General features: G+C 63.1%; 19 protein-coding genes and 1 pseudogene. 12 read left to right on the top strand and 8 right to left on the bottom strand.

Going from position 1 to position 19,877, the window contains the following annotated elements; all coding sequences use genetic code 11:
* Positions 1 to 98: 98 nt before the first annotated feature.
* On the bottom strand, positions 99 to 980 hold the full coding sequence (locus NVV94_RS23230) for a cation diffusion facilitator family transporter (RefSeq protein ID WP_258444671.1): 882 nt from the start codon (positions 978 to 980) through the stop codon (positions 99 to 101).
* A 24-nt stretch (positions 981 to 1,004) separates the two neighbouring features.
* On the bottom strand, positions 1,005 to 1,424 hold the full coding sequence (locus tag NVV94_RS23225) for a polyribonucleotide nucleotidyltransferase (protein ID WP_258444670.1): 420 nt from the start codon (positions 1,422 to 1,424) through the stop codon (positions 1,005 to 1,007).
* 118 nt (positions 1,425 to 1,542) lie between these two features.
* Between NVV94_RS23225 and hrpB the strand changes: the two genes are divergently transcribed.
* Positions 1,543 to 4,068: an ATP-dependent helicase HrpB gene (gene hrpB / locus NVV94_RS23220; protein WP_258444669.1), complete on the top strand. Its 2,526-nt coding sequence runs from the start codon at positions 1,543 to 1,545 to the stop codon at positions 4,066 to 4,068.
* 3 nt (positions 4,069 to 4,071) lie between these two features.
* Here hrpB and NVV94_RS23215 read toward each other — a convergent pair whose 3' ends face one another.
* Together NVV94_RS23215 and NVV94_RS23210 are read right to left on the bottom strand one after the other, a co-directional pair.
* Entirely contained in the window at positions 4,072 to 5,157 is a 1,086-nt protein-coding gene (locus NVV94_RS23215) for an endonuclease/exonuclease/phosphatase family protein (RefSeq protein WP_258444668.1), read from the bottom strand.
* 61 nt (positions 5,158 to 5,218) lie between these two features.
* Positions 5,219 to 5,890: a YciC family protein gene (locus NVV94_RS23210; RefSeq protein ID WP_258444667.1), complete on the bottom strand. Its 672-nt coding sequence runs from the start codon at positions 5,888 to 5,890 to the stop codon at positions 5,219 to 5,221.
* A 195-nt stretch (positions 5,891 to 6,085) separates the two neighbouring features.
* Between NVV94_RS23210 and NVV94_RS23205 the strand changes: the two genes are divergently transcribed.
* The 5 genes and pseudogenes from NVV94_RS23205 (at position 6,086) to NVV94_RS23185 (ending at position 9,821) form a co-directional block, all read left to right on the top strand.
* Complete coding sequence (locus tag NVV94_RS23205) at positions 6,086 to 6,823, top strand: DUF2076 domain-containing protein (protein WP_258444666.1); 738 nt, start codon at positions 6,086 to 6,088, stop codon at positions 6,821 to 6,823.
* Positions 6,824 to 6,959: 136 nt separating this feature from the next.
* Positions 6,960 to 7,439, top strand: a complete 480-nt coding sequence (locus tag NVV94_RS23200; protein ID WP_258444665.1) for an NYN domain-containing protein — start codon at positions 6,960 to 6,962, stop codon at positions 7,437 to 7,439.
* A 24-nt stretch (positions 7,440 to 7,463) separates the two neighbouring features.
* Positions 7,464 to 8,072, top strand: a complete 609-nt coding sequence (locus NVV94_RS23195) for a PolC-type DNA polymerase III (protein ID WP_258444664.1) — start codon at positions 7,464 to 7,466, stop codon at positions 8,070 to 8,072.
* Positions 8,073 to 8,207: 135 nt separating this feature from the next.
* Positions 8,208 to 8,435: pseudogene (locus NVV94_RS23190) on the top strand (EamA family transporter); the annotation flags it as partial.
* Between the two features lie 54 nt (positions 8,436 to 8,489).
* Positions 8,490 to 9,821: a DEAD/DEAH box helicase gene (locus NVV94_RS23185; RefSeq protein ID WP_258444663.1), complete on the top strand. Its 1,332-nt coding sequence runs from the start codon at positions 8,490 to 8,492 to the stop codon at positions 9,819 to 9,821.
* Positions 9,822 to 9,954: 133 nt separating this feature from the next.
* Here NVV94_RS23185 and NVV94_RS23180 read toward each other — a convergent pair whose 3' ends face one another.
* Both NVV94_RS23180 and NVV94_RS23175 read right to left on the bottom strand, forming a co-directional pair.
* Complete coding sequence (locus tag NVV94_RS23180) at positions 9,955 to 11,190, bottom strand: TIGR03862 family flavoprotein (protein WP_258444662.1); 1,236 nt, start codon at positions 11,188 to 11,190, stop codon at positions 9,955 to 9,957.
* A gap of 163 nt (positions 11,191 to 11,353) precedes the next feature.
* Positions 11,354 to 12,265: a histone deacetylase gene (locus NVV94_RS23175; RefSeq protein WP_258444661.1), complete on the bottom strand. Its 912-nt coding sequence runs from the start codon at positions 12,263 to 12,265 to the stop codon at positions 11,354 to 11,356.
* 98 nt (positions 12,266 to 12,363) lie between these two features.
* Between NVV94_RS23175 and NVV94_RS23170 the strand changes: the two genes are divergently transcribed.
* The 3 genes from NVV94_RS23170 to NVV94_RS23160 all read left to right on the top strand — a co-directional run bounded on the left by NVV94_RS23170 (position 12,364) and on the right by NVV94_RS23160 (position 14,515).
* On the top strand, positions 12,364 to 12,933 hold the full coding sequence (locus tag NVV94_RS23170; protein WP_258444660.1) for a GNAT family N-acetyltransferase: 570 nt from the start codon (positions 12,364 to 12,366) through the stop codon (positions 12,931 to 12,933).
* 119 nt (positions 12,934 to 13,052) lie between these two features.
* Positions 13,053 to 13,922 carry an acyl-CoA thioesterase II gene (tesB, locus tag NVV94_RS23165; protein WP_258444659.1) on the top strand — a complete coding sequence of 290 codons (870 nt, stop codon included), beginning with the start codon at positions 13,053 to 13,055 and terminating at the stop codon, positions 13,920 to 13,922.
* Entirely contained in the window at positions 13,919 to 14,515 is a 597-nt protein-coding gene (locus tag NVV94_RS23160; protein WP_258444658.1) for an HAD family hydrolase, read from the top strand. The genes tesB and NVV94_RS23160 overlap by 4 nt, the downstream gene beginning before the upstream one ends.
* Here the strand turns inward: NVV94_RS23160 and NVV94_RS23155 are convergent.
* Positions 14,512 to 15,393, bottom strand: a complete 882-nt coding sequence (locus NVV94_RS23155) for a neutral zinc metallopeptidase (RefSeq protein ID WP_258444657.1) — start codon at positions 15,391 to 15,393, stop codon at positions 14,512 to 14,514. The genes NVV94_RS23160 and NVV94_RS23155 overlap by 4 nt on opposite strands.
* Positions 15,394 to 15,627: 234 nt before the next feature.
* On the opposite strand from NVV94_RS23155, the gene pcaH reads away from it, so the two are divergent.
* A complete protein-coding gene (pcaH, locus tag NVV94_RS23150; protein WP_258444656.1) occupies positions 15,628 to 16,347 on the top strand; it encodes a protocatechuate 3,4-dioxygenase subunit beta in 720 nt (239 codons plus the stop codon).
* A gap of 12 nt (positions 16,348 to 16,359) precedes the next feature.
* On the top strand, positions 16,360 to 16,965 hold the full coding sequence (gene pcaG / locus NVV94_RS23145; protein WP_258444655.1) for a protocatechuate 3,4-dioxygenase subunit alpha: 606 nt from the start codon (positions 16,360 to 16,362) through the stop codon (positions 16,963 to 16,965).
* Positions 16,966 to 17,061: 96 nt separating this feature from the next.
* Here pcaG and NVV94_RS23140 read toward each other — a convergent pair whose 3' ends face one another.
* Positions 17,062 to 18,792 (bottom strand): FAD-dependent oxidoreductase, encoded by a 1,731-nt coding sequence (locus tag NVV94_RS23140; RefSeq protein WP_258444654.1) that lies wholly within the window; start codon positions 18,790 to 18,792, stop codon positions 17,062 to 17,064.
* A 181-nt stretch (positions 18,793 to 18,973) separates the two neighbouring features.
* Here NVV94_RS23140 and NVV94_RS23135 point away from each other — a divergent pair, with 181 nt between their 5' ends.
* The gene (locus NVV94_RS23135; RefSeq protein WP_258444653.1) at positions 18,974 to 19,750 is read left to right on the top strand and encodes an IclR family transcriptional regulator; all 777 of its coding nucleotides are present in this window, start codon (positions 18,974 to 18,976) and stop codon (positions 19,748 to 19,750) included.
* Positions 19,751 to 19,877 lie beyond the last annotated feature (127 nt).

Raw genomic sequence — 19,877 nt, 5'->3', positions numbered from 1 at the left:
CCTGTCAGGGCTTCATCGCTGGCAAGCCAGCTCCCACAAGTACGCCGCAGAATCTGTGGGAGCTGGCTTGCCAGCGATGAGGCCCTCGAAGGCAACCACTATCTGACAACCTCTTTCGGATCAGCATGCACCAACACCTCGGCACGCGGATATTGCCGGGTGATCGCGGCAGCGACCTGTTCGCAGAGATCGTGAGCAACGGACAACGTCAGGTGCCCCGGCAATTCCAGGTGCAACTGCACGAACCAGTAATTGCCCGATACACGCGTGCGCAAATCGTGGGCGCCCAGCACGCCGGGCACGCTGCAAGCGAGTTGGAGCATCTGCTCGCTGACGTCGGTCGGCAGTTCCTTATCCATCAGGGTCGCCGTACTTTCGCGGGCGATTTGCACGGCACTCCAGAGAATATACAGAGCGATCCCCAGGCCGAACCAGGCATCGAGTTGCGGCCAGCCGAAATGCGCCAACAGCAAGGCCACCAGGATACTGGCGTTGAGCAGCAGGTCCGAGCGGTAGTGCAGGGAATCGGCGCGAACGGCGGTCGAGCCGGTGAGGCGGATGACTTTGCGCTGCAGCAATAGCAGGGCGACGGTCAGCGCCAGCGAAAACAGCATCACGGCGATACCGAGCTCGGCATCCCCCAGCGGTTGCGGGTTTTGCAGGCGCTTGACGGCCTGAACGCCGATCAGCACCGCACTCACGGCAATGAACAGCGCCTGGGCCATGCCTGCCAATGCTTCGGCCTTGCCATGGCCGAAGCGGTGATCGTCATCGGCCGGACGCAGGGCGTAGTGCACCGCGAGCAGGTTGAGAAACGAGGCGACGCCGTCGAGTATCGAATCGGTCAGCCCGGCGAGCAGGCTGACCGAACCGCTCAGCCACCAGGCGATGGCCTTGGCGGTGATCAAGATACTGGCGACCGCCAACGAGGCTCGGGTCGCCAGGCGCAGCAGCCGTTCGTGTTCGGCGCGGTCGATCATGGCGCAGAGGCGTCCTTGTGCGGGTCAGGCTGCCGGGTCGAGGCCGTACATGGCCAGTTGTTCGACGCTGCCCTTGTGCTGGATCAGGCGCGGGTCGTTGAGCGGCAGGCGCTGGCCCAGTTCACTTTGCAGGATAGCCTGCAGCTTGCCGCTGTCGACCCTGCCGTCTGCGCCGATGGCTTGCTGGAGCTTTTGCGGTGCGACCTGGGCGGTGCTCCCGCCTGGCAGGTAGATCGCGCCAGTGGCGAAGTCGACCGCGAAGGCGATCAGGCCGGGAATCACATAAAACAGAATGCCTATCGCATCCAGCGCAGCAACCACGGGGTCGATCTTGCCTTCGATCTGGCCACGACGATCGGGGAAGAACAGTGTGCCGCATGCGGTCAGTTGGGTCAGCAGGGTAGCGACCAGGACGCCACCGATTACACGGGAGGGAATGCGCATGTAGATCTCCATGATGAAGGTCGCAACGATACAGGCAAAGGGCCTGCCCATATAGCTAAGACCATGATAATAGGTGCTCGGTTCGCCGTTATACTTGGCGGATTGTTTGAGGACTACCATGATTTCTTTGCCGATTGATGCCGTTGTGCCCGATTTGCGCCAGGCCCTGGCGACGCGCCATGAGGTCGTGCTCGAGGCGCCGCCCGGCGCCGGCAAGACCACGCGAGTGCCGTTGGCGCTGCTTGACGAGCCATGGCTGGCCGGGCAATCGATCCTGATGCTCGAGCCCCGGCGGCTGGCGGCACGGGCTGCCGCCGAGCGCCTGGCCAGTGAGCTGGGGGAGAAGGTCGGGGAAACCGTGGGCTACCGCATTCGCCTGGAAAACCGGGTGGGCCCCAAGACCCGCATCGAAGTAGTCACCGAAGGGATTCTGACCCGCCGCTTGCAGGAAGACCCGGCGCTGGAAGGCGTTGGCCTGCTCATATTCGATGAATTTCATGAGCGCAGCCTCGATGCCGACCTGGCCCTGGCCCTGACCTTGAATGGTCGGGAACTGTTTCGCGACGAGCAGCCGCTGAAGGTCCTGCTGATGTCGGCCACCCTCGAAGGCGAGAAGCTGTCGACCCTGCTCGACGATGCGCCGGTGGTCAGCAGCGAAGGGCGCATGTACCCGGTGACTCAGCGCTGGGGGCGGCCGTTTCAGATCGGTGAATACATCGAGCCTCGCGTCGTCGACAGTGTATTGCAAGCACTGAACGACGAGCCCGGCAGCCTGCTGGTGTTCCTGCCCGGCCAGGCGGAAATCCGTCGGGTTCATCAACAATTGCTCGAAGCACTGGCGGGGAGACCGGGTATTTTGCTTTGTCCATTGCATGGCGAGCTGGACCTGAGCGCCCAGCGCGCGGCCATCGAACCCGCTCCACCGGGCATGCGCAAAGTCGTGCTGGCGACCAATATCGCCGAGACCAGCCTGACCATCGATGGCGTGCGCGTAGTAATCGATGCCGGGCTGGCGCGGGTGCCGCGCTTCGATCCGGGTAGCGGCATGACGCGCCTGGACACCCAGCGCATCTCCCGCGCCAGTGCGACCCAGCGGGCCGGGCGTGCAGGACGCCTGGAGCCGGGGGTGTGCTATCGACTCTGGTCCGAAGCACAGCACGAACAGCTGGCCGCCTACGGCAGCGCAGAAATCCTGCAAGCCGATCTGGCCGGGCTGGCCTTGCAGCTGGCGCGCTGGGGTGTCACGCCTGGCCAGTTGCGCTGGCTCGATATCCCGCCTGCAGCGGCCTATGCCCAGGCATTGGACCTGTTGACGCGATTGGGCGCACTGGCACCTGGCGCGCAGGGCACCCTGACTGCCCATGGCCAGGCCATGGCCGAGCTGCCGGCGCACCCGCGAATCGCTCATCTATTGTTGCGAGGGCAGGACCTTGGCCTGGCCAGCATGGCCTGCGACGTCGCCGCGCTATTGGGCGAGCGCGATATCCTGCGCGGTGCCGGTGCTGACCTGCACAGTCGGCTGGCCCTGCTCAGTGGCGAAAGCCGTGCAGCCAGAGGGGGGCAGGGAGGCGTTCAGCGTGCCCGGCAATTGGCGCGGCAATACCGGGGTTATTTGCGCGGCAAGGCGACGGCTGCCGTCGCTGATCCTGATCACCCGCGCTGGCTGGGTGCCTTGTTGGCCCTGGCGTACCCCGACCGGGTGGCGCAGCAGCGTGGCGCCGGTGGCGCCCAGTACCGATTGGCCAATGGCCGTGCGGCGCAGTTCGGTGAAGTCGACGCGCTGATGAAAGAGCCCTGGCTGGTGGTCGCCGATCTGGGGAGCCGTCAGGGCCAGCGCGAGGAGCGCATTTATCTGGCCGCCGAATTCGATCCGGCCTTGTTCGACGGGGTACTGGCTGAGCAGGTGAACTGTGTCGACTTGCTGGACTGGGATGAACGCGAAGGCGTGCTGCGCGCCGAGCGCCAGCGCAAGGTTGGCGAACTGGTGTTGAGCAGCGAACCCTTGACCGGGCTGGATGAATCCGCCCGAGGCCGGGCGTTGCTCAATCTGGTGCGGCGCAAGGGCCTGGAGCTGTTGCCCTGGACGCCGGAGCTGCGCCAGTGGCAGGCGCGGGTATCGCTGTTGCGCCAGCTCGATCTGAGCGCCCAGTCGCAGAGTGAATGGCCGGACGTCAGCGATGCCGCTTTGCTGGCGAGCCTGGAAGACTGGTTGTTGCCCTACCTGGGCAAGGTGACCCGGCTCAGCCATTTCGCCCAACTGGACCTTTCTTCGATCCTGCGCAATCACCTGCCCTGGCCGCTGCCCCAGCGCCTCGACGAATGGGCGCCGTCGCACCTGCTGGTACCTTCGGGTTCATCGATCCGCCTCGATTACAGCGAACAGCCACCGATTCTGGCGGTTCGCTTGCAGGAGCTGTTCGGTCTGGCCCAGACCCCGCGCATCGCCGCCGGGCGCCAGGAAGTCAAGCTGCACCTGCTGTCGCCGGCCCGGCGTCCAGTGCAGGTGACCCAGGATCTGGCGAACTTCTGGCGCACTACTTATGCCGAGGTGAAGAAGGACCTCAAGGGGCGCTACCCCAAGCACTATTGGCCCGACGACCCGCTGGTAGCCGAAGCCACGGCCCGCGCCAAGCCGCGTAAATAGCGGCTACGGCGTAGCGGGCAGGAGGAAGCGCGCGAGCAGCGGCAAGTGGTCGGAGATCTGCAGGGTGTCTGCCTGGCGAACCTCGGCGGCCACGCGCTTGATGCGCGGGCTGTGGAACAGGTAGTCGAGGGTCCGGTCCGGTGCCGTCAAGTCCGGGTTGTTGGGGAAGTGGGTGAACCAGTCAGCGCGGTCGGCACCGCTGGCTTCGGCGTTGCTCGGGATCATCGGGTACTTGTCCCAAAGCACATGTAGCTCGCTGTCCGGCGCGTAACGACCGCGTTGCTCGGGTTTGAGCCGGCGGTACTGGCCCAGCGGCAACAGGTTGAAGTCTCCGCCGATCAGCCAGGGCGTGCCCTGGCTTTCGAGTTTATCCAGGACGTCCGAGAGGGTCTGGATCTGCTGCAGCTGGATATCGTTACCCTGGGCATGACCATCGAGCTGGGTGTTGATGACGGCCAAGGGACCGCCGCCAAGCAACGGCAGATAACTGGCCAGCAGGGCGCGCCGAGGCTGGAACAACTCGCTCAACGGGTTGCTTTTTGATTGTGGCAATTGCAGGCGTTCAGCCTGTTTGATCTGGTAGCGACTGAGCGTCACCAGCGTGCGGCCGACGCTGCCGAAAATATGCGAGTTGGGGACGAAGTCGGCCTTCCAGTTGAATGCCTGGGCGACGCAGGGATAAATATCGACCACACGCTCGCGGAGCAGGGCCAGTTGGTCCTGATAGTCGCTGGCCTTGGCGCCGCTATCGAGCTCCTGCAGCAGGACGATATCCGGTTGTTCGGCGCGAATCACCCGAGCCACCTCATCGAGGTTATAGGCGAGGTCTTCGCTGGTGGCGCGTTCATCCTGGCCGCGGCCATCCTCCAGGTCATACCAGAACACATAGCGTTTGCCCGCCAGGTGCTGGACGTTCCAGGTCATCACCTTGAGCGCCTGGCCCGGGATCAGCACAGGTGCCTGCGGGGTGCAGGCGACCGGCACCGGCTCACGCTCCTCGGGGTGCCAGGTGAGGTTCCAGGCCAGCACCCAGAGCAGAACGGCGAGGATCAGAAGTGCCAGCAGGATGGTGCGCAGTAGTCGGGTCATCGGCTCGGCTTAGCGTTGCACAATGCCCCGAGCATAGCTGACTAGAGCGTTTGCGCCCAAGTCATTGTGCAGGATTGCCGGGTACGGGTTCGGCAACCAGCATGAACAGACGAAACAGCACGACGCTGGTGAACAATTGCAGGAAGCTGTTGATGCTGTCGAGCAGCAGCGACAGTGCCGGGCTCTGAGGTTGCGGGTAAACCATCAGGCTCAGGCCGTCGAGCAGCCACAATGGCGCCAGCACGGCGAGGATGCAGGCCAGGATGCGCCAGAAATGCCCCTGGCTGAGCTCGAAACTTTCGCGCATCGCTGCCAGCGGCGTAAGCCCGCGCAATACCAGCAGGTATTCGGCGAACACCAGTTTGATCATCACCCACATGCCCGGCAGGACAAACATCGAGATCCCGAGCATGATCAGCAGCGTGCTCATCGCCGCCAGCAGCGCGAAGGTTGGCCACAAGCGCAGGGCCATGGCCAGCAGGTCGCGTTTTTGCGGTTCGCGGCCCTGGCTGCGGGCATCGAGAAAGAGAATCAGCGCGGCGGTATACAACGGGTAGAACAGCAGCCCGACCAGCACATCGTAGGCCGGCGAGGCTTCGGTGCCGGTGGCCTGATCGACCAATTGCTTGCACACCGATTCGAGCACGACCAACGGCAGGCACAGTTGAACGATGCTCACCAGGTTGCGGCGAAAGAAGTACAAGGAGTCACGCAAAACGCTTAGCGGGTTCATCGGTCGATATCGTAGGCAAAGAGCAGGCGGACACTTTAGCCGATGCACCGCAGCGGTCCAACCGCGACCGTGGGCCGCATGACAAAAGTTTCATGCAGGTCATATTGAAAGAGCAGCAGGCAACCCCATTAACCTGTGCATGTCTGGCTTGTTGCAAAGCCGCCCCGGTTTCTCCCGGCAATCTACGAGGTCGCCATGAACAGCGAAGAACAAACCCTGATCGATGGACTGTTTGCCCGGCTCAAGCAGGCTGAAATGGATTCAGACCCGCGTGACGCCCAGGCGCAGGCACGGATCATGGAACACCTGGCCCAGCAACCGAGCGCGGCGTATTACATGGCGCAGGCGATTCTGGTACAGGAAGCCGCGCTCAAGCAGCTCGACGAACAAAACAAGCAGTTACAAAACGACCTGAAGCAGGCCAGGGCCCAGGTTACCGCCACGGCACCCGGCAGCGGCGGCTTTCTCTCGAGCATCTTTGGCAGTGGCACTCGTGAAGCCCAGGCGGCGCCCACACAAGCGCCGGCACCAACAAGCACCTCCGGTGGTGGCTGGCGCGAACCCTCGCGTTCTTCCTTCGGTGGCCAGCCAGGCGTTGCCCCACAGCGGGGCTATGCGCCACCTCCGGTCGCCGCAGCACCCGCCAGGGCGGGCAGCAGCTTCCTCAGCGGTGCCTTGCAGACGGCAGCAGGTGTGGCGGGCGGCGTGATGCTGGCGCAGGGCATCAGCAGCCTGTTCAATCACGACTCGCAGCCTCAGGAAGTGGCCGACGTCAGCAAGGAAGAACCGAGCCCGGCCAGCGACAGCGGTTGGGGCAATGATGAACAGCGCCTGACCAGCAATGAGTCGTACGGCAACGATCAGGGCGGCTTCGCAGACACCGACTACAGCGATGACGGTGGTTTCTTCTCCGACGACGACTCCTTCGTCTGATACGCCTGGCGACGCTCGGGTGCAGTTCCTGCACCCGATATTCACAGTATCTGTCTTGAGACTGGCATACTGGGCGCCGAATCGGCCCTGAGTTTCGGCGGCCAGCCAGTGCGCCCCGGCGCCAAGAGGATGTGCGGTGAAGAAAATAGCGGTGTTCGCCGATGTTCAAAACCTCTACTACACCGTGCGTCAGGCGTATGGCTGCCACTTCAACTATGCCGCTCTCTGGGCGGACATCAGTCAGCGCGGGCAGATCGTCGAGGCCTACGCCTACGCCATCGATCGCGGCGACAGCAAGCAGCAGCAGTTCCAGCAGATCCTGCGCAACCTGGGCTTCACGGTCAAACTCAAACCCTACATCCAGCGCAGCGACGGTTCGGCCAAGGGTGACTGGGACGTGGGTATCACCATCGACATCATGGACGCCGCCGATCACGTCGATGAGGTGGTGCTGGCCTCCGGCGATGGCGACTTCGACCTCTTGCTCGAGCGCATCATCAGCAAGCATGGCGTCGAAGCGGTGGCCTATGGCGTACCGGGCCTGACCGCCAACTCCCTGATTCGGGCCGCCAGCCGCTATGTGCCGATCGAAGGCGCCTTGCTGTTGAAAAACTGAAACAATTCTTGAGGTTTGAGCCGTTTGGAACGTATTGCAGTCATTGACTTCGAGACCACCGGAATCTCCCCGGGCCCGCACTGCCGGGCCACTGAAATCGCCGTGGTGATGCTTGAGCAGGGGCGCATTGTCGAGCGCTACCAGAGCCTGATGAATGCCGGTTTGCCGGTGCCCGGCTTTGTCGCCAGCCTGACCGGCATTACCACCGCCATGCTGCGCAGCGCGCCACCCGTGGCACAGGTCATGAATGAAGTGGCCGAGTTTGTCGGTGACACGCCCTTGCTGGCGCATAACGCATCCTTCGACCAGAAGTTCTGGGATTTCGAGCTGGCGCAGATCCGCCGCAGCCGCAGCCAGAGCTTTGCCTGCTCGATGCTGCTGGCACGACGGCTGATGCCCGCCGCACCCAACCACAAGCTCGGCACCCTGACCCGCTGGGCCAACCTGCCCGACACCGGCAAGGCGCACCGGGCCATGGCTGACGCCGAGATGGCTGCCAACCTGGCCCAGCACCTGGCCACCGAGCTGCGTCAGACCCATGGCCTGGGCGCAGTCACGCACCAGTTATTGTGCAGTTTGCAGAAGGTGCCGGCGGCGAAAATCGCTGATGCGCTCAAGCGCCATCGCGGCTAGCTCTTCTTGCCGTTGGTCTCCAGATGGCCGAGCGGCAGGCGTTTCACGATGGCGCTCCGATCATTTGTTTACGAGACCTGCATGCCTCCCTCTCGTCGTTGTCCCGTTCTATTGATTGGCGCGTTCCTCGCCTTGTATCTGGTGTTCTTCGGCTCGATCCTGGCGTTCAGCGCCTACATGTTTTTGTTGAAGCATGTGCGCCCGGCGGCAGCGACCAGTTATGCCTACGTGAACCCGGCCGTGGCGGTGTTGCTGGGGATCGTCTTTGCCAACGAGCAGATCGGCGTCGAAGAGTGCCTGGCCATGGCGGTGATCATCAGTGCCGTGGTGTTGATTGGTCTGCCGCAATGGCGCAAGCAGTAAGGGCAGCGGACAAGGTAAACTGCGCGCATTGCTGAACTCTCTGACGGTATTCCCATGACATTCGCCAAACTTGGCCTGATTGAACCCTTGCTGCGCGCCCTGCAAACCCTCGGCTACAACTCGCCAACTCCGGTACAGGCGCAAGCGATCCCGGCCGTGCTGGCCGGGCGCGACCTGATGGCAGCGGCGCAGACCGGCACCGGCAAGACCGCCGGCTTCGCCTTGCCATTGCTGCAGCGGTTGACGATGGAAGGGGCCAAGGTCGCCAGCAACTCGGTACGGGCGCTGGTGCTGGTGCCGACCCGCGAGCTGGCCGAGCAGGTGCATGCCAATATCCAGGAATACGCCGAACACCTGCCATTGAGCACTTACGCGGTCTATGGCGGGGTCAGTATCAACCCGCAGATGATGAAGCTGCGCAAAGGCGTCGACCTGCTGGTGGCGACACCGGGTCGTCTGCTCGATCTGTACCGGCAGAACGCCGTGAAGTTTTCCCAGTTGCAGGCACTGGTACTCGACGAGGCCGATCGCATGCTCGACCTGGGCTTCTCCGAAGAGTTGCGCGACATCTATGCCGCGCTGCCCAAGCGCCGCCAGACCTTGCTGTTCTCCGCGACCTTTTCCGACCCCATCCGCCTGCTGGCCGGGCAGATGCTTGACGATCCGCTGAGCGTCGAAGTCAGCCCGCGCAACGAAGCGGCCAATACCGTCAAGCAGTGGGTCGTGCCGGTCGACAAGAAGCGCAAGCCCGAGCTGTTCAGCCATCTGCTGCGCAAGCAACGCTGGAAGCAGGTGCTGGTGTTCGCCAAGACCCGCAACGGTGTCGATCAACTGGTCGAGCGCCTGCAGGGCCAGGGCGTGAATGCCGACGGTATCCATGGCGACAAGCCGCAGGCCACTCGCCAGCGCGCGCTGGACAGTTTCAAGGCTCGCGAAACGCAGATCCTGGTCGCTACCGACGTGGCTGCGCGCGGTCTGGATATCGAAGACTTGCCGTTGGTGGTCAACTTCGATCTGCCGATCGTGGCTGAGGATTACATCCACCGCATTGGCCGTACTGGCCGGGCCGGCTCGACCGGCGAAGCGATCTCCCTCGTTTGCGCTGACGAAGTGCAATTGCTGTCGGCCATTGAAATGCTGACCCGCAAGACCCTGCCACGCCACGAAGAGCCGGATTTCGAGCCGGAACATCGCGTGCCGGCAACCGATGCCACCGGCCAGGTGCTGAAGAAACCGAAGAAGCCGAAGAAACCCAAGGAGTTGGGCGGCAAGAAAAGCCTGGGGCGCTGGATGGACAGTGGGGACACGGTGGTTGAAGCGCCGGCGGTCAAGCCGGTGCGCAAGGTGCCGGCGTTCAATACCGGGCCGCGTAAGCGTAAGCCTTAAGCGAATTCGAGATCCTGCGGCCGCGTTGCGCCCGAGCGCAGCCTGCGGCAGCGGCTACGCCGACCGTGTTGCGTCGGACTCTTGTAGCCGCTGCCGCCAGGCTGCGCTCGGCCGCAACGCGGCCGCATTACGATCAACGCCGCAACCACTCCAACACCCCCAACCCCGCCTTGCGCCCACTGGCAAAACACGCCGTCAACAAATACCCCCCGGTCGGCGCTTCCCAATCAAGCATCTCCCCGGCGCAGAACACGCCCGGCAAGTGCCGCAGCATCAGCTGCTCGTCCAGCCCCTCGAACGCCACGCCACCGGCCGTGCTGATCGCCTCATCCAGCGGGCGAGGGCGCACCAGCGTCACCGGCAATGCCTTGATCGCCCGCGCCAGTTGCTGCATATCGTCAAAGGTCTCCCTGGACGTCAACTCGCGCAACAGGGCCGCCTTGACCCCATCGAGCCCCAGTTGACTGTGCAGGTGCTTGGCCATCGAACGTGAACCTCGTGGCTTGCTCAAGGCGGCCGCAATCTTGTCCACAGGCTTGCCCGGCAACAGGTCGAGTGCCAGCGTAGCGGTGCCGGCCTGGTTGATCTGCTCGCGGATCTGCGCCGACAGGGCGTAGACCAGGCTGCCTTCCAACCCGCCAGACGTCAGCACGCATTCGCCCAGCCGCGGCGGCTGATCATTGAGACTCAGGGCAATGTTCTTCAGCGGCGCGCCGGCAAACTTATCGCGCAGCAACGGGCTCCAGGCCTGCACTTCAAAGCCACTGTTGGCCGGTTGCAACGGCGTCAGGGCGACGCCCTTGGCTTGCAACCAGGGCAACCACGCCGCATCGGACCCCAGTCGCGCCCAACTGCCACCGCCCAGGGCCAGCACTACGGCGTCAGCCTTGATCGCCAACTCGCCCTGTGGATAAGCGATGTGCAGCGAACCGTCATCATTCCAGCCCAACCAGCGATGGCGGGTGTGGATAACTACGCCGGCATCGCGCAGGCGCTTGAGCCAGGCGCGAAGCAGGGGTGCTGCCTTCATGTCGGTAGGGAAAACCCGTCCCGAACTGCCGACGAAGGTGTCGATGCCCAGGTCATGAATCCACTCCCGCAAGCCAGCGGCATCGAGCCCCTCAAGCAGCGGCGCAATGTCGGCCGCGCGCTCGGCGTAACGGGAGAGAAATACCGGATAGGCTTCGGAGTGAGTGATGTTCATCCCGCCGACCCCTGCCAACAGGAACTTGCGTCCTACCGAGGGCATGCCGTCATACAGGTCGACTTTCACGCCTGCCAGGCTCAGCACTTCGGCCGCCATCAGGCCGGCCGGGCCGCCGCCGATGATGACGGCGTGGGCGCATTGGAGGGGAGTGGTATTGGTCATGACGGGCTGCAGGTCGCTGAAATAAGCCGGGCATTGTACCCGAGGCGAACGCCGGGAGGCAGTGAACAAAAAACGTACAGCACGCTGCAGGGCACAAGCTACAGGGCCTGAACGACCTTTCGCTCAGGTTATCCACAGGCCGCTCCACAGCCATTGTGGGTAACTACAAGGTTTCCCATACCCGCTGGGCACTGTGGTGCAGGATGCCGTGACGACGGGCCAGGGCTTGGCGGTCCTTGCTGTAGCCGCCGCCAATCAGCCCGACTACTGGAATATCTCGACCCAGGCAATGGCGCAGCACGCGCTCATCACGCGCGGCAACGCCTGCATCGGTCAGTTGCAGGTAACCCAGGGCATCGTCCTTGTGTACATCCACGCCGGCGTCATACAACACCAGGTCGGGCTTATACAGCGGCAACAAGTAATTCAGGGCATCGTCGACCACCTTGAGGTATTCGTTATCGCCCATGCCCCGGTGCAAGGGGATATCCCAGTCGCTTTGCGCCTTGCGCGCCGGGAAGTTCTGCTCGCAGTGCAGCGACACGGTAATGGCGTCCGGGGTGTCTGCCAGGATGCGCGCGGTGCCATCACCCTGGTGAACATCGCAATCGAAGATCAGCACCCGGCCGACCCGGCCGCTTTCCAGCAAGTAGCGGCTGATCACTGCCAGGTCGTTGAAAATGCAGAAGCCGGCCGGATGGTCATAATGAGCATGATGGGTGCCACCGGCCAGGTGGCAGGCCAGCCCGTGCTCCAGCGCCTGTTCGGCAGCCAGCAGCGAACCGCCGACGGCGCGCACGGTGCGCCGGGCCAGGGCTTCGCTCCAGGGCAGGCCGAGGCGACGCTGGTCTTCGCGAGATAATTCACCGCACATGTAGCGAGCGATGTAGGCCGGATCATGGGCCAGGGCAAGGATGTCGCCGGGGCAGATTTCCGGACGCAACAGGGCTTGCTCGGTGGTCAGGCCGCTGTCGATCAGGTGATCGTGCAACAGGCGGAACTTGTCCATCGGGAAGCGATGCTCGGCAGGAAACGCCGGGCTGTAGTCGTCGTGGTAGATCAGTGGCAGCGGCATGGAAATTTCAAGACAGGACCCGGATCTGGATCTTGCCAGTTGCGGCCCCTCGGTTGCCAGCGCTTACACTCAACAGAGGTCGACAGAGGAGCCTGAGGATGAACCCGATTCTTGAACTCGAGAGCGCACGCTTGTTGCTGCGCCAGTGGCACGACGATGATCTGCCCGAGTTTGCGGCGCTGTGTGCCGACCCGCAGGTAATGCGCTATTTTCCCGCGCCCTTGAGTCGCCTGGAAACCGCGGCGTTGATCGGGCGGATTCGTGGCCATTTCGCTGAATACGGCTTCGGCCTGTGGGCGCTGGAGCGCAAGGATACCGGCGCTTTCATCGGCCTGACAGGCCTGTTGCATGTCGGTTTCGATGCACCCTTCACGCCGGCTGTCGAGATTGGCTGGCGCCTGGCCCGGCGCCACTGGGGCCTGGGCTTTGCCAGCGAGGCGGCCTGGACCTGCCTGCGCTGCGCCTTCGGTCAGTTGGGGCTCGAGGAAGTGGTGTCATTTACCAGCCAGAGCAATCTGCCTTCGCAGAAAGTCATGCAGGCCATCGGCATGCAACGCGACCTGGGCGGAGATTTCGACCATCCGCGCCTGCCGGCCGATCATCCACTCACACCCCATGTGCTGTACCGGATCGACCGGGCGCAGTGGCTGGAGACCTTGCGTGGTTGAAGGTCAAAAGGCTGTATGATTTCACCCAAGGTCGTGTGGGAAGAGGATCGTACTTGAGTTCGATGCTCACGCTTGCCAGCCCCTGCCGATCACCGAATCCATGCTTAGGAGAAGCTTGAATGAGCCATGTGTTGGACGATCTGGTCGATTTGCTCAGCCTGGAACCTATCGAGGAGAACCTGTTTCGCGGGCGCAGCCAGGACCTGGGCTTTCGCCAGCTGTACGGTGGCCAGGTGCTGGGGCAATCGCTTTCCGCTGCCATCCAGACCGTGGAAGAAGCACGCCATGTGCATTCGCTGCATGGCTATTTCCTGCGCCCGGGCGATGCCGGCCTGCCAGTGGTCTACCAGGTCGACCGGGTCCGTGACGGCGGCAGTTTCAGCACCCGCCGGGTAACGGCGATCCAGAAGGGCCAGCCGATCTTCACCTGCAGTGCGTCCTTCCAGTACGACGAAGAAGGCTTCGAGCACCAGGCGCAGATGCCCCAGGTGGTCGGGCCGGAGAACCTGCCGTCGGAAGTGGAGTTGTTCAAGGGCATGGCCGACCAGATCCCGGAGCATATCCGCGACAAACTGCTGTGCGCCAAGCCGATCGAAGTGCGCCCCGTGACCGAAAAGGATCCCTACAATCCTGTTGCCGGCGATCCGATCAAGTACGTCTGGTTTCGCGCCGATGGCATGCTCGCGGACTCGCCCGCCCTGCATAAATACATCCTCGCCTATGCCTCGGACTTCGGCCTGCTGACCACTTCGCTGATGCCCCATGGCAAGTCCGTCTGGCACAAGGATATGCAGATCGCCAGCCTCGATCACGCGCTGTGGTTCCACAGCAACCTGCGCGCCGATGACTGGTTGCTGTATGCCATGGACAGCCCCTGGGCCGGCAATTCCCGGGGCTTTTGCCGGGGCAGCATCTACAACCGCGCCGGCCAGCTGGTCGCGTCCTCGGCCCAGGAAGGCTTGATTCGCCATCGCAAGGACTGGGCATGAGCCTGGCCGAAATTCGACACTGGGTGTTCGACATGGACGGCACCCTGACGGTGGCCGTACATGATTTTGTCGCGATTCGCGAGGCGCTGGGCATTCCCCCCGAGCACGACATCCTCACCCACCTGGCGGCATTGCCGCCAGCGGAGGCTGCGGCCAAACATGCCTGGTTGCTGGAGCACGAACGCGACCTGGCGGTGGCTTCGCGCCCGGCCGTGGGTGCGGTGGAACTGGTGCGCAAATTGGCCGGGCGCGGCTATCGCCTGGGCATCCTTACGCGCAATGCCCGTGAGTTGGCGCATGTCACCCTTGAAGCGATCGGAATAGCCGACTGTTTCGCGGTCGAGGATGTGCTGGGTCGCGATGAGGCACCGCCCAAACCGCATCCCGGTGGCCTGCTGAGGCTGTCCCAGGCCTGGGATGTTCCGCCCAGTACCATGGTGATGGTTGGCGATTACCGCTTCGACCTCGATTGCGGGCGCGCTGCCGGGGCTCGGACGATCCTGGTCAACCTGCCGGACAACCCCTGGCCGGAGCTGACGGATTGGCATGCGGCCGATTGCCAGGCCTTGTCCCGCATGCTGACCACGGGCTAAAGACTGCCGGCCCCAAAGGTATCGCACTGGGTGATCTGGCCTTGGGCGAAACCGGTCTTGAACCAGCGCATGCGCTGCGCCGAGGTACCGTGGGTGAACGAGTCGGGTACGACACGCCCCCGGCCTTGCTGTTGCAAGCGGTCATCGCCGATGGCGTTGGCCGCATTCATGGCTTCCTCGATATCCCCAGGTTCCAGCCAGTTCAGGCGTTTCTGCGCCTGGTAAGCCCATACGCCAGCCAGACAGTCGGCCTGCAGTTCCTGGCGCACCAGCAAACCGTTGTCGCCTTCCATCCGCTCGCCGCGCTGGCGCGCAGACTGAATCCTGGCTGAAACGCCGAGCAGGGTTTGCACGTGGTGGCCGACTTCATGGGCGATCACGTACGCCTGGGCAAAATCACCTGCCGCCGAAAAACGCTGTTCCATCTCCCGGAAGAATTCCATGTCCAGATAGACCATCTGATCGGACGGGCAATAGAAGGGGCCGGTGGCTGAGGAGGCGAAGCCGCAGGCGGAGTTGATCTGGCCGCTGAAGAGTTTCAGGGTCGGGTCCCGGTATTGCTTGCCGGCTTGCTGGAAAATCTGCCGCCAGGTGTCTTCGGTATCGCCGAGGATGCTGCGTACGAATTCGGCTTGTTCATCATTGGCCGGGGGCGCCTGGCGTGAACCGCTATCGACCGGGGCCGTTTGCTGGCTCATCTCGCCCGTCAACTGGCCGAGAATCTGAATCGGGTCCTGGCCGGTCAGCAGGCCGATGCCGACGATCAGCACCACCGCGGTCAGGCTCAAGCCCTTGCCGCCTATGTGCATGCCGCGACCGCCGCCTTCACCCCGCGCGTCGACCACGTTGTCGCTGCGTCTGCCTTTTTTCCAAAGCATGGGAAGTCCTCTTGAGGTCGCACGCAGCGTGTCCATAACCTGAAGGTAAAGGGTAGCTCATGGTCACCCTCATTGTGTCCGGGCGCCTGGGTTGCCCAGAATTCTCAAGAGTCAGATAACCATATGGTTATGTATTGGGCATTTCTTTTCAGTTTCCGACCTGCGCTGTTTGCCGGACACTGAGCACATGCCTGCCTCAAGGGCCCTCCAAAAATCCAATAACAGGAGCACGACATGTCTGCTGCAGACAACAGTCGCTTCATCATCCGTGATCGCAACTGGCACCCCAAAGCCTTCACCCCTGACTACAAAACGTCCATCGCTCGCTCCCCGAGCCAGGCCCTGGTCAGCATTCCTCAATCTGCCAGCGAAACCACCGGCCCGGACTTCTCGCACCTGAAGTTCGGCCAGCGCGACAACGACCTGTTGTTGAACTTCAACAATGGCGGCTTGCCGATCGGCGAACGCATCATCCTCGCCGGTCGCGTCTGCGACCAGTACGGCAAGCCGGTTCCACACACGCTGGTGGAAATCTGGCAAGCCAACGCCGGCGGTCGCTACCGTCACAAGAATGATCGGTACCTGGCGCCGCTGGACCCGAACTTCGGTGGTGTCGGCCGGACCCTGACCGACAGCGAGGGCTACTACAGTTTTCGCACCATCAAGCCGGGTCCTTATCCATGGCGCAACGGCCCCAACGACTGGCGCCCGGCGCACATTCACGTCTCGATCAGCGGCCCGTCGATTGCAACCCGCCTGATCACCCAGCTGTATTTCGAAGGCGACCCGATGATCCCGCTGTGCCCGATCGTCAAGTCGATCGCCAATCCCGAAGCGATGCAGAGCCTGATTGCCAAACTCGACATGGGTAATGCCAATCCGATGGATTGCCTGGCCTATCGCTTCGACATCGTACTGCGCGGCCAGCGCAAGACCCACTTCGAAAACTGCTGAGGAGCCACGCGAATGCCTATCCAATTGCTGCCTGAAACCCCCTCGCAGACGGCCGGCCCTTACGTTCACATCGGCCTGGCGCTGGAAGCGGCCGGCAACCCGACCCGCGACCAGGAAATCTGGAACCAGATGGCCAAGTCCGGTGCGCCGGGCGAGCACATTCTGGTGTTTGGCAATGTTTACGACGGCAACGGCCATCTGGTGCGCGACTCCTTCCTGGAGTTCTGGCAAGCCGACCATGCCGGCCGTTACGACGCCGACTACAACCTGGAAAAACCCTTCAACAGCTTCGGCCGTACCGCGACAACCTTCGATGCCGGTGAATGGGCCCTGCAGACCATCAAGCCGGGTATCGTCGACAACGCCGCTGGCGTACCGATGGCCCCGCACATCAACGTGACCCTGTTCGCCCGTGGCATCAACATCCACTTGCAGACCCGGCTGTACTTCGATGATGAAAGCGAGGCCAACGCCAAGTGCCCGGTGCTCAACCTGATCGAACAGCCACAGCGTCGCGAGACGCTGGTAGCGCGCCGCTGTGAAGTGAATGGCAAGCTGGCGTACCAGTTTGATATTCGTATTCAGGGCGAAGGCGAGACGGTGTTCTTCGACTTCTGAGTAAACGCTGAAATCGTGGGAGCGGCCCTGGCCGCGAAGGGGCCGGAGTCGTGCTCATTCGCGGCCAGGGCCGCTCCCACGAGATTGTCAGAAACCTTAGCCCGCCGGTTGTTCGTAGGCCGTGACACCAGCGATGTGGCGACCGGCGATATAGCCGAAAGTCGCGGCCGGGCCGAGATTGATACCGCCGGCCGGGTAATGGCCGCCCATGATGCTGGCCATGTCGGTGCCGACGGCATACAGCCCCTCGATGGGCCGGCTCTGCCCCTCCAGTACCTGGGCGTGTTCGTTGGTCTTGAGCCCCGCGAAGGTGCCAAAGCAGCCGGGTTCGACTTTGACGGCATAGAACGGCCCCTGTTCGATCGGTGCGACGCAGGGGTTGGGCATATGCAGCGCATCGCCCTGTTTGCGGTTGTAGGGGGTCGAACCGCGACCGAATTCCGGGTCATCGCCCAGGCGGGCATGGCGGTTGTACTCGCTGACGGTCTGGCTCAATGCGACCGGGTCGATGCCGCAGGCGCGGGCCAATGCCTCGATGGTGTCGCCGGTTTTCAGGTAACCGGAGCGAATGAAGGGAGCGACTGGCAACGGGAAGGGGCGCGAGATACCCAGACCGTAGCGACGCTGGAACCGGTGGCTGCAGATCAGCCAGGACGCGACTTCCTCACCCGGTGCGGCAGCCACCATGGCGGCGACATAGTCGTAGTAGCCGTTGGCTTCATTGACGAAGCGCTTGCCGTTGGCCAGCACGCCGATGATGCCGGGTTTGCCACGCTCGATGATGTGCGGAAAATGGCCATGGCTGCCGTCTTTGTAAGGCACCTTCGACACCGGTGCCCAGGCGACCGGGGAAACCAGGTCGTCAGCGACCTGGCCACCGACGCTTTCACCCAGGCGCAGGCCATCGCCGCTGGCACCCAGCGGCGGCAGTGCCAGGTGCTCATGGCCGGTGGGCGTACGCGGGAACAGTGCCTTGCGCCGCTCGATATCGTTGGCAAAGCCCCCGGCGGCCAGTACCACGGCCTTGCGCGCCTTGATCGTGACCGGGCCGCGAGCAGTTTCGATTTCGGCGCCAGTAACTCGACCGCCTTCATGCAGCAGGCGTTTGGCCGGTGCCGATTCCCAGAGTAATACCCCCAGGTCTTCAGCCGATTTGGCCAGGCGTGCGACCAGTGCTACGCCGTTGACCAGATGCAGGGCGCGGCCCTTGAGGGTCAGGTCGCACAGGTGCTTGGTGAATCGCTTGGTCACATGGATGAAAGAGCGCCACGAACGAGTCAGGGTCAGGAACGCCGTCAGGTCCTGGCCGGCCATGATCGGCATGCCCAAGAAGGAGGTTTCACGCATGGTCTTGCGCAAGCGCCCGAGCAGCTTGCCAAGCTTGCGTGCGTTATAGGGGGCGGCGATCACCGAGCGACCACCGGTACCGGCGCCGGGTGTCTGGCCATGAATGTCGGCAATGCCGTTGCCATCGGCAAACTGCAGCGCCGTATGCTTTTCGAAAAACGCGACCATGTTTGGCGCGGCCTCGAGAAAGGCATCGATCATGGCCGGGTTGAACTGCTCGCCCAGCTCATGCTCGAGGTAGGTACGCGGCAACGAGCGATCCTCGAGGATACCGGCGCGACGGGCCAGCGGGTTGCAGGGTACCCACATCCAGCCGCCGGACCAGGCCGTGGCGCCGCCAAAGACATTATCCTTTTCCACCACAATGACCTTTTGCCCGTGCCAGGCAGCCGTCACCGCTGCAGACAGGCCTGCCGCTCCCGAGCCGATGACCAGGACATCGCAGTCCACTGTGGTAGAGCGTGGGGTAGGGGCAGTCATTGAAGTCTCCTCGCCGGGAACGTCGGCGAATTGTATTATTATGGAACTTGGTTCCACATTCTATGATTGGCTTTTGCCATTCGCCAAGTGGGTGAGTTGCAAAAACGGGCGAAGATCGGACAGTGGTTTGCGCTTTCGACGGCGCTCTTTAGAATCGGCAAAATTTTCAGGACCCAAAACCATGGCCGGCAGTCAGATCGAACGCGCTTTCAGTCTTCTCGAAAGCCTTACCAGTGATCCCCGCGGGTTGCCCATGCAGACCCTGGCGGAGCAGTTGGACATCCCCAAAAGCGCCACGCACCGCATGCTTGGCGAGTTGATCCGGCTGGGCTATGTGCGCCAGAATCCGGAAAACAGCCGCTATCACCTGAGCACCAAACTGGTCGCCATGGGCTTTCGCTATCTGGCCAGCAGTGGGGCGGATATCGTCCAGCCGATCCTTGATCGGTTGGCCCAGGAAACCGGCGAGCTGGTGCGCCTGGGGTTGATCGATGGCGAGCGCCAAACCTGGATCGCCAAGTCCCAGGGCGCACGCTCCGGCCTGCGCTATGACCCGGATATGGGCCGCGATGCGCCGTTGTTCTATACCGCTTCCGGGCATGCCTGGCTGGCCAGCATGAGTGATGCGCAAGCGTTGGTGCTGGTCGAGCGCCAGGGCATTGCCAACCGCGAAGACTTTGGTCCGAATGCGCCAGCGTCCAACGCCGAGTTGCTCGAACGTCTGCGTATCGCCCGCGAGCATGGCTATGCCTGGGTCGTGGAAAGCTCTGCGGTAGGGACGTCCGCGCTGGCTGCGGTGGTGCGTCATCCGTTGGCGGGGCATGTGGTTGGGGTGCTGAGCGTGGCTGGGCCGACTGCGCGGATGCCGGAGGAGCGTTTGCATGAACTGGCGCCGTTGCTGTTGAGTGCGGCGGCGGAGTTGTCGGGGGCGAGTCCTGCGTCGGAATTGTTTGGTTGAGATCGGCCCGTTTTTGATGTCGCCTGGTAAGGCCTCATCGCTGGCAAGCGGAGCGCCGCCCGGCCCGCTCCCACAAATTAAGCGTGCACTGTAGCGCTTCTGTGGGAGCGGGCTTGCCCGCGATCGA

The organism is Pseudomonas sp. LS1212, from assembly GCF_024741815.1.
Classification (GTDB): Bacteria; Pseudomonadota; Gammaproteobacteria; order Pseudomonadales; family Pseudomonadaceae; genus Aquipseudomonas.
The sequence above is the reverse complement of the archived record's forward strand: the minus strand, read 5'-3'. Positions and strand labels throughout refer to the sequence as shown.

Bases quoted from the DNA above. Each gene is read 5' to 3' on its own strand.
- NVV94_RS23230 (WP_258444671.1), bottom strand. From the start codon at position 980: ATGATCGACCGCGCCGAACACGAACGGCTGCTGCGCCTGGCGACCCGA.
- NVV94_RS23225 (WP_258444670.1), bottom strand. From the start codon at position 1,424: ATGCGCATTCCCTCCCGTGTAATCGGTGGCGTCCTGGTCGCTACCCTG.
- hrpB (WP_258444669.1), top strand. From the start codon at position 1,543: ATGATTTCTTTGCCGATTGATGCCGTTGTGCCCGATTTGCGCCAGGCC.
- NVV94_RS23215 (WP_258444668.1), bottom strand. From the start codon at position 5,157: ATGACCCGACTACTGCGCACCATCCTGCTGGCACTTCTGATCCTCGCC.
- NVV94_RS23210 (WP_258444667.1), bottom strand. From the start codon at position 5,890: ATGAACCCGCTAAGCGTTTTGCGTGACTCCTTGTACTTCTTTCGCCGC.
- NVV94_RS23205 (WP_258444666.1), top strand. From the start codon at position 6,086: ATGAACAGCGAAGAACAAACCCTGATCGATGGACTGTTTGCCCGGCTC.
- NVV94_RS23185 (WP_258444663.1), top strand. From the start codon at position 8,490: ATGACATTCGCCAAACTTGGCCTGATTGAACCCTTGCTGCGCGCCCTG.
- NVV94_RS23180 (WP_258444662.1), bottom strand. From the start codon at position 11,190: ATGACCAATACCACTCCCCTCCAATGCGCCCACGCCGTCATCATCGGC.
- NVV94_RS23175 (WP_258444661.1), bottom strand. From the start codon at position 12,265: ATGCCGCTGCCACTGATCTACCACGACGACTACAGCCCGGCGTTTCCT.
- NVV94_RS23170 (WP_258444660.1), top strand. From the start codon at position 12,364: ATGAACCCGATTCTTGAACTCGAGAGCGCACGCTTGTTGCTGCGCCAG.
- tesB (WP_258444659.1), top strand. From the start codon at position 13,053: ATGAGCCATGTGTTGGACGATCTGGTCGATTTGCTCAGCCTGGAACCT.
- NVV94_RS23160 (WP_258444658.1), top strand. From the start codon at position 13,919: ATGAGCCTGGCCGAAATTCGACACTGGGTGTTCGACATGGACGGCACC.
- NVV94_RS23155 (WP_258444657.1), bottom strand. From the start codon at position 15,393: ATGCTTTGGAAAAAAGGCAGACGCAGCGACAACGTGGTCGACGCGCGG.
- pcaH (WP_258444656.1), top strand. From the start codon at position 15,628: ATGTCTGCTGCAGACAACAGTCGCTTCATCATCCGTGATCGCAACTGG.
- pcaG (WP_258444655.1), top strand. From the start codon at position 16,360: ATGCCTATCCAATTGCTGCCTGAAACCCCCTCGCAGACGGCCGGCCCT.
- NVV94_RS23140 (WP_258444654.1), bottom strand. From the start codon at position 18,792: ATGACTGCCCCTACCCCACGCTCTACCACAGTGGACTGCGATGTCCTG.
- NVV94_RS23135 (WP_258444653.1), top strand. From the start codon at position 18,974: ATGGCCGGCAGTCAGATCGAACGCGCTTTCAGTCTTCTCGAAAGCCTT.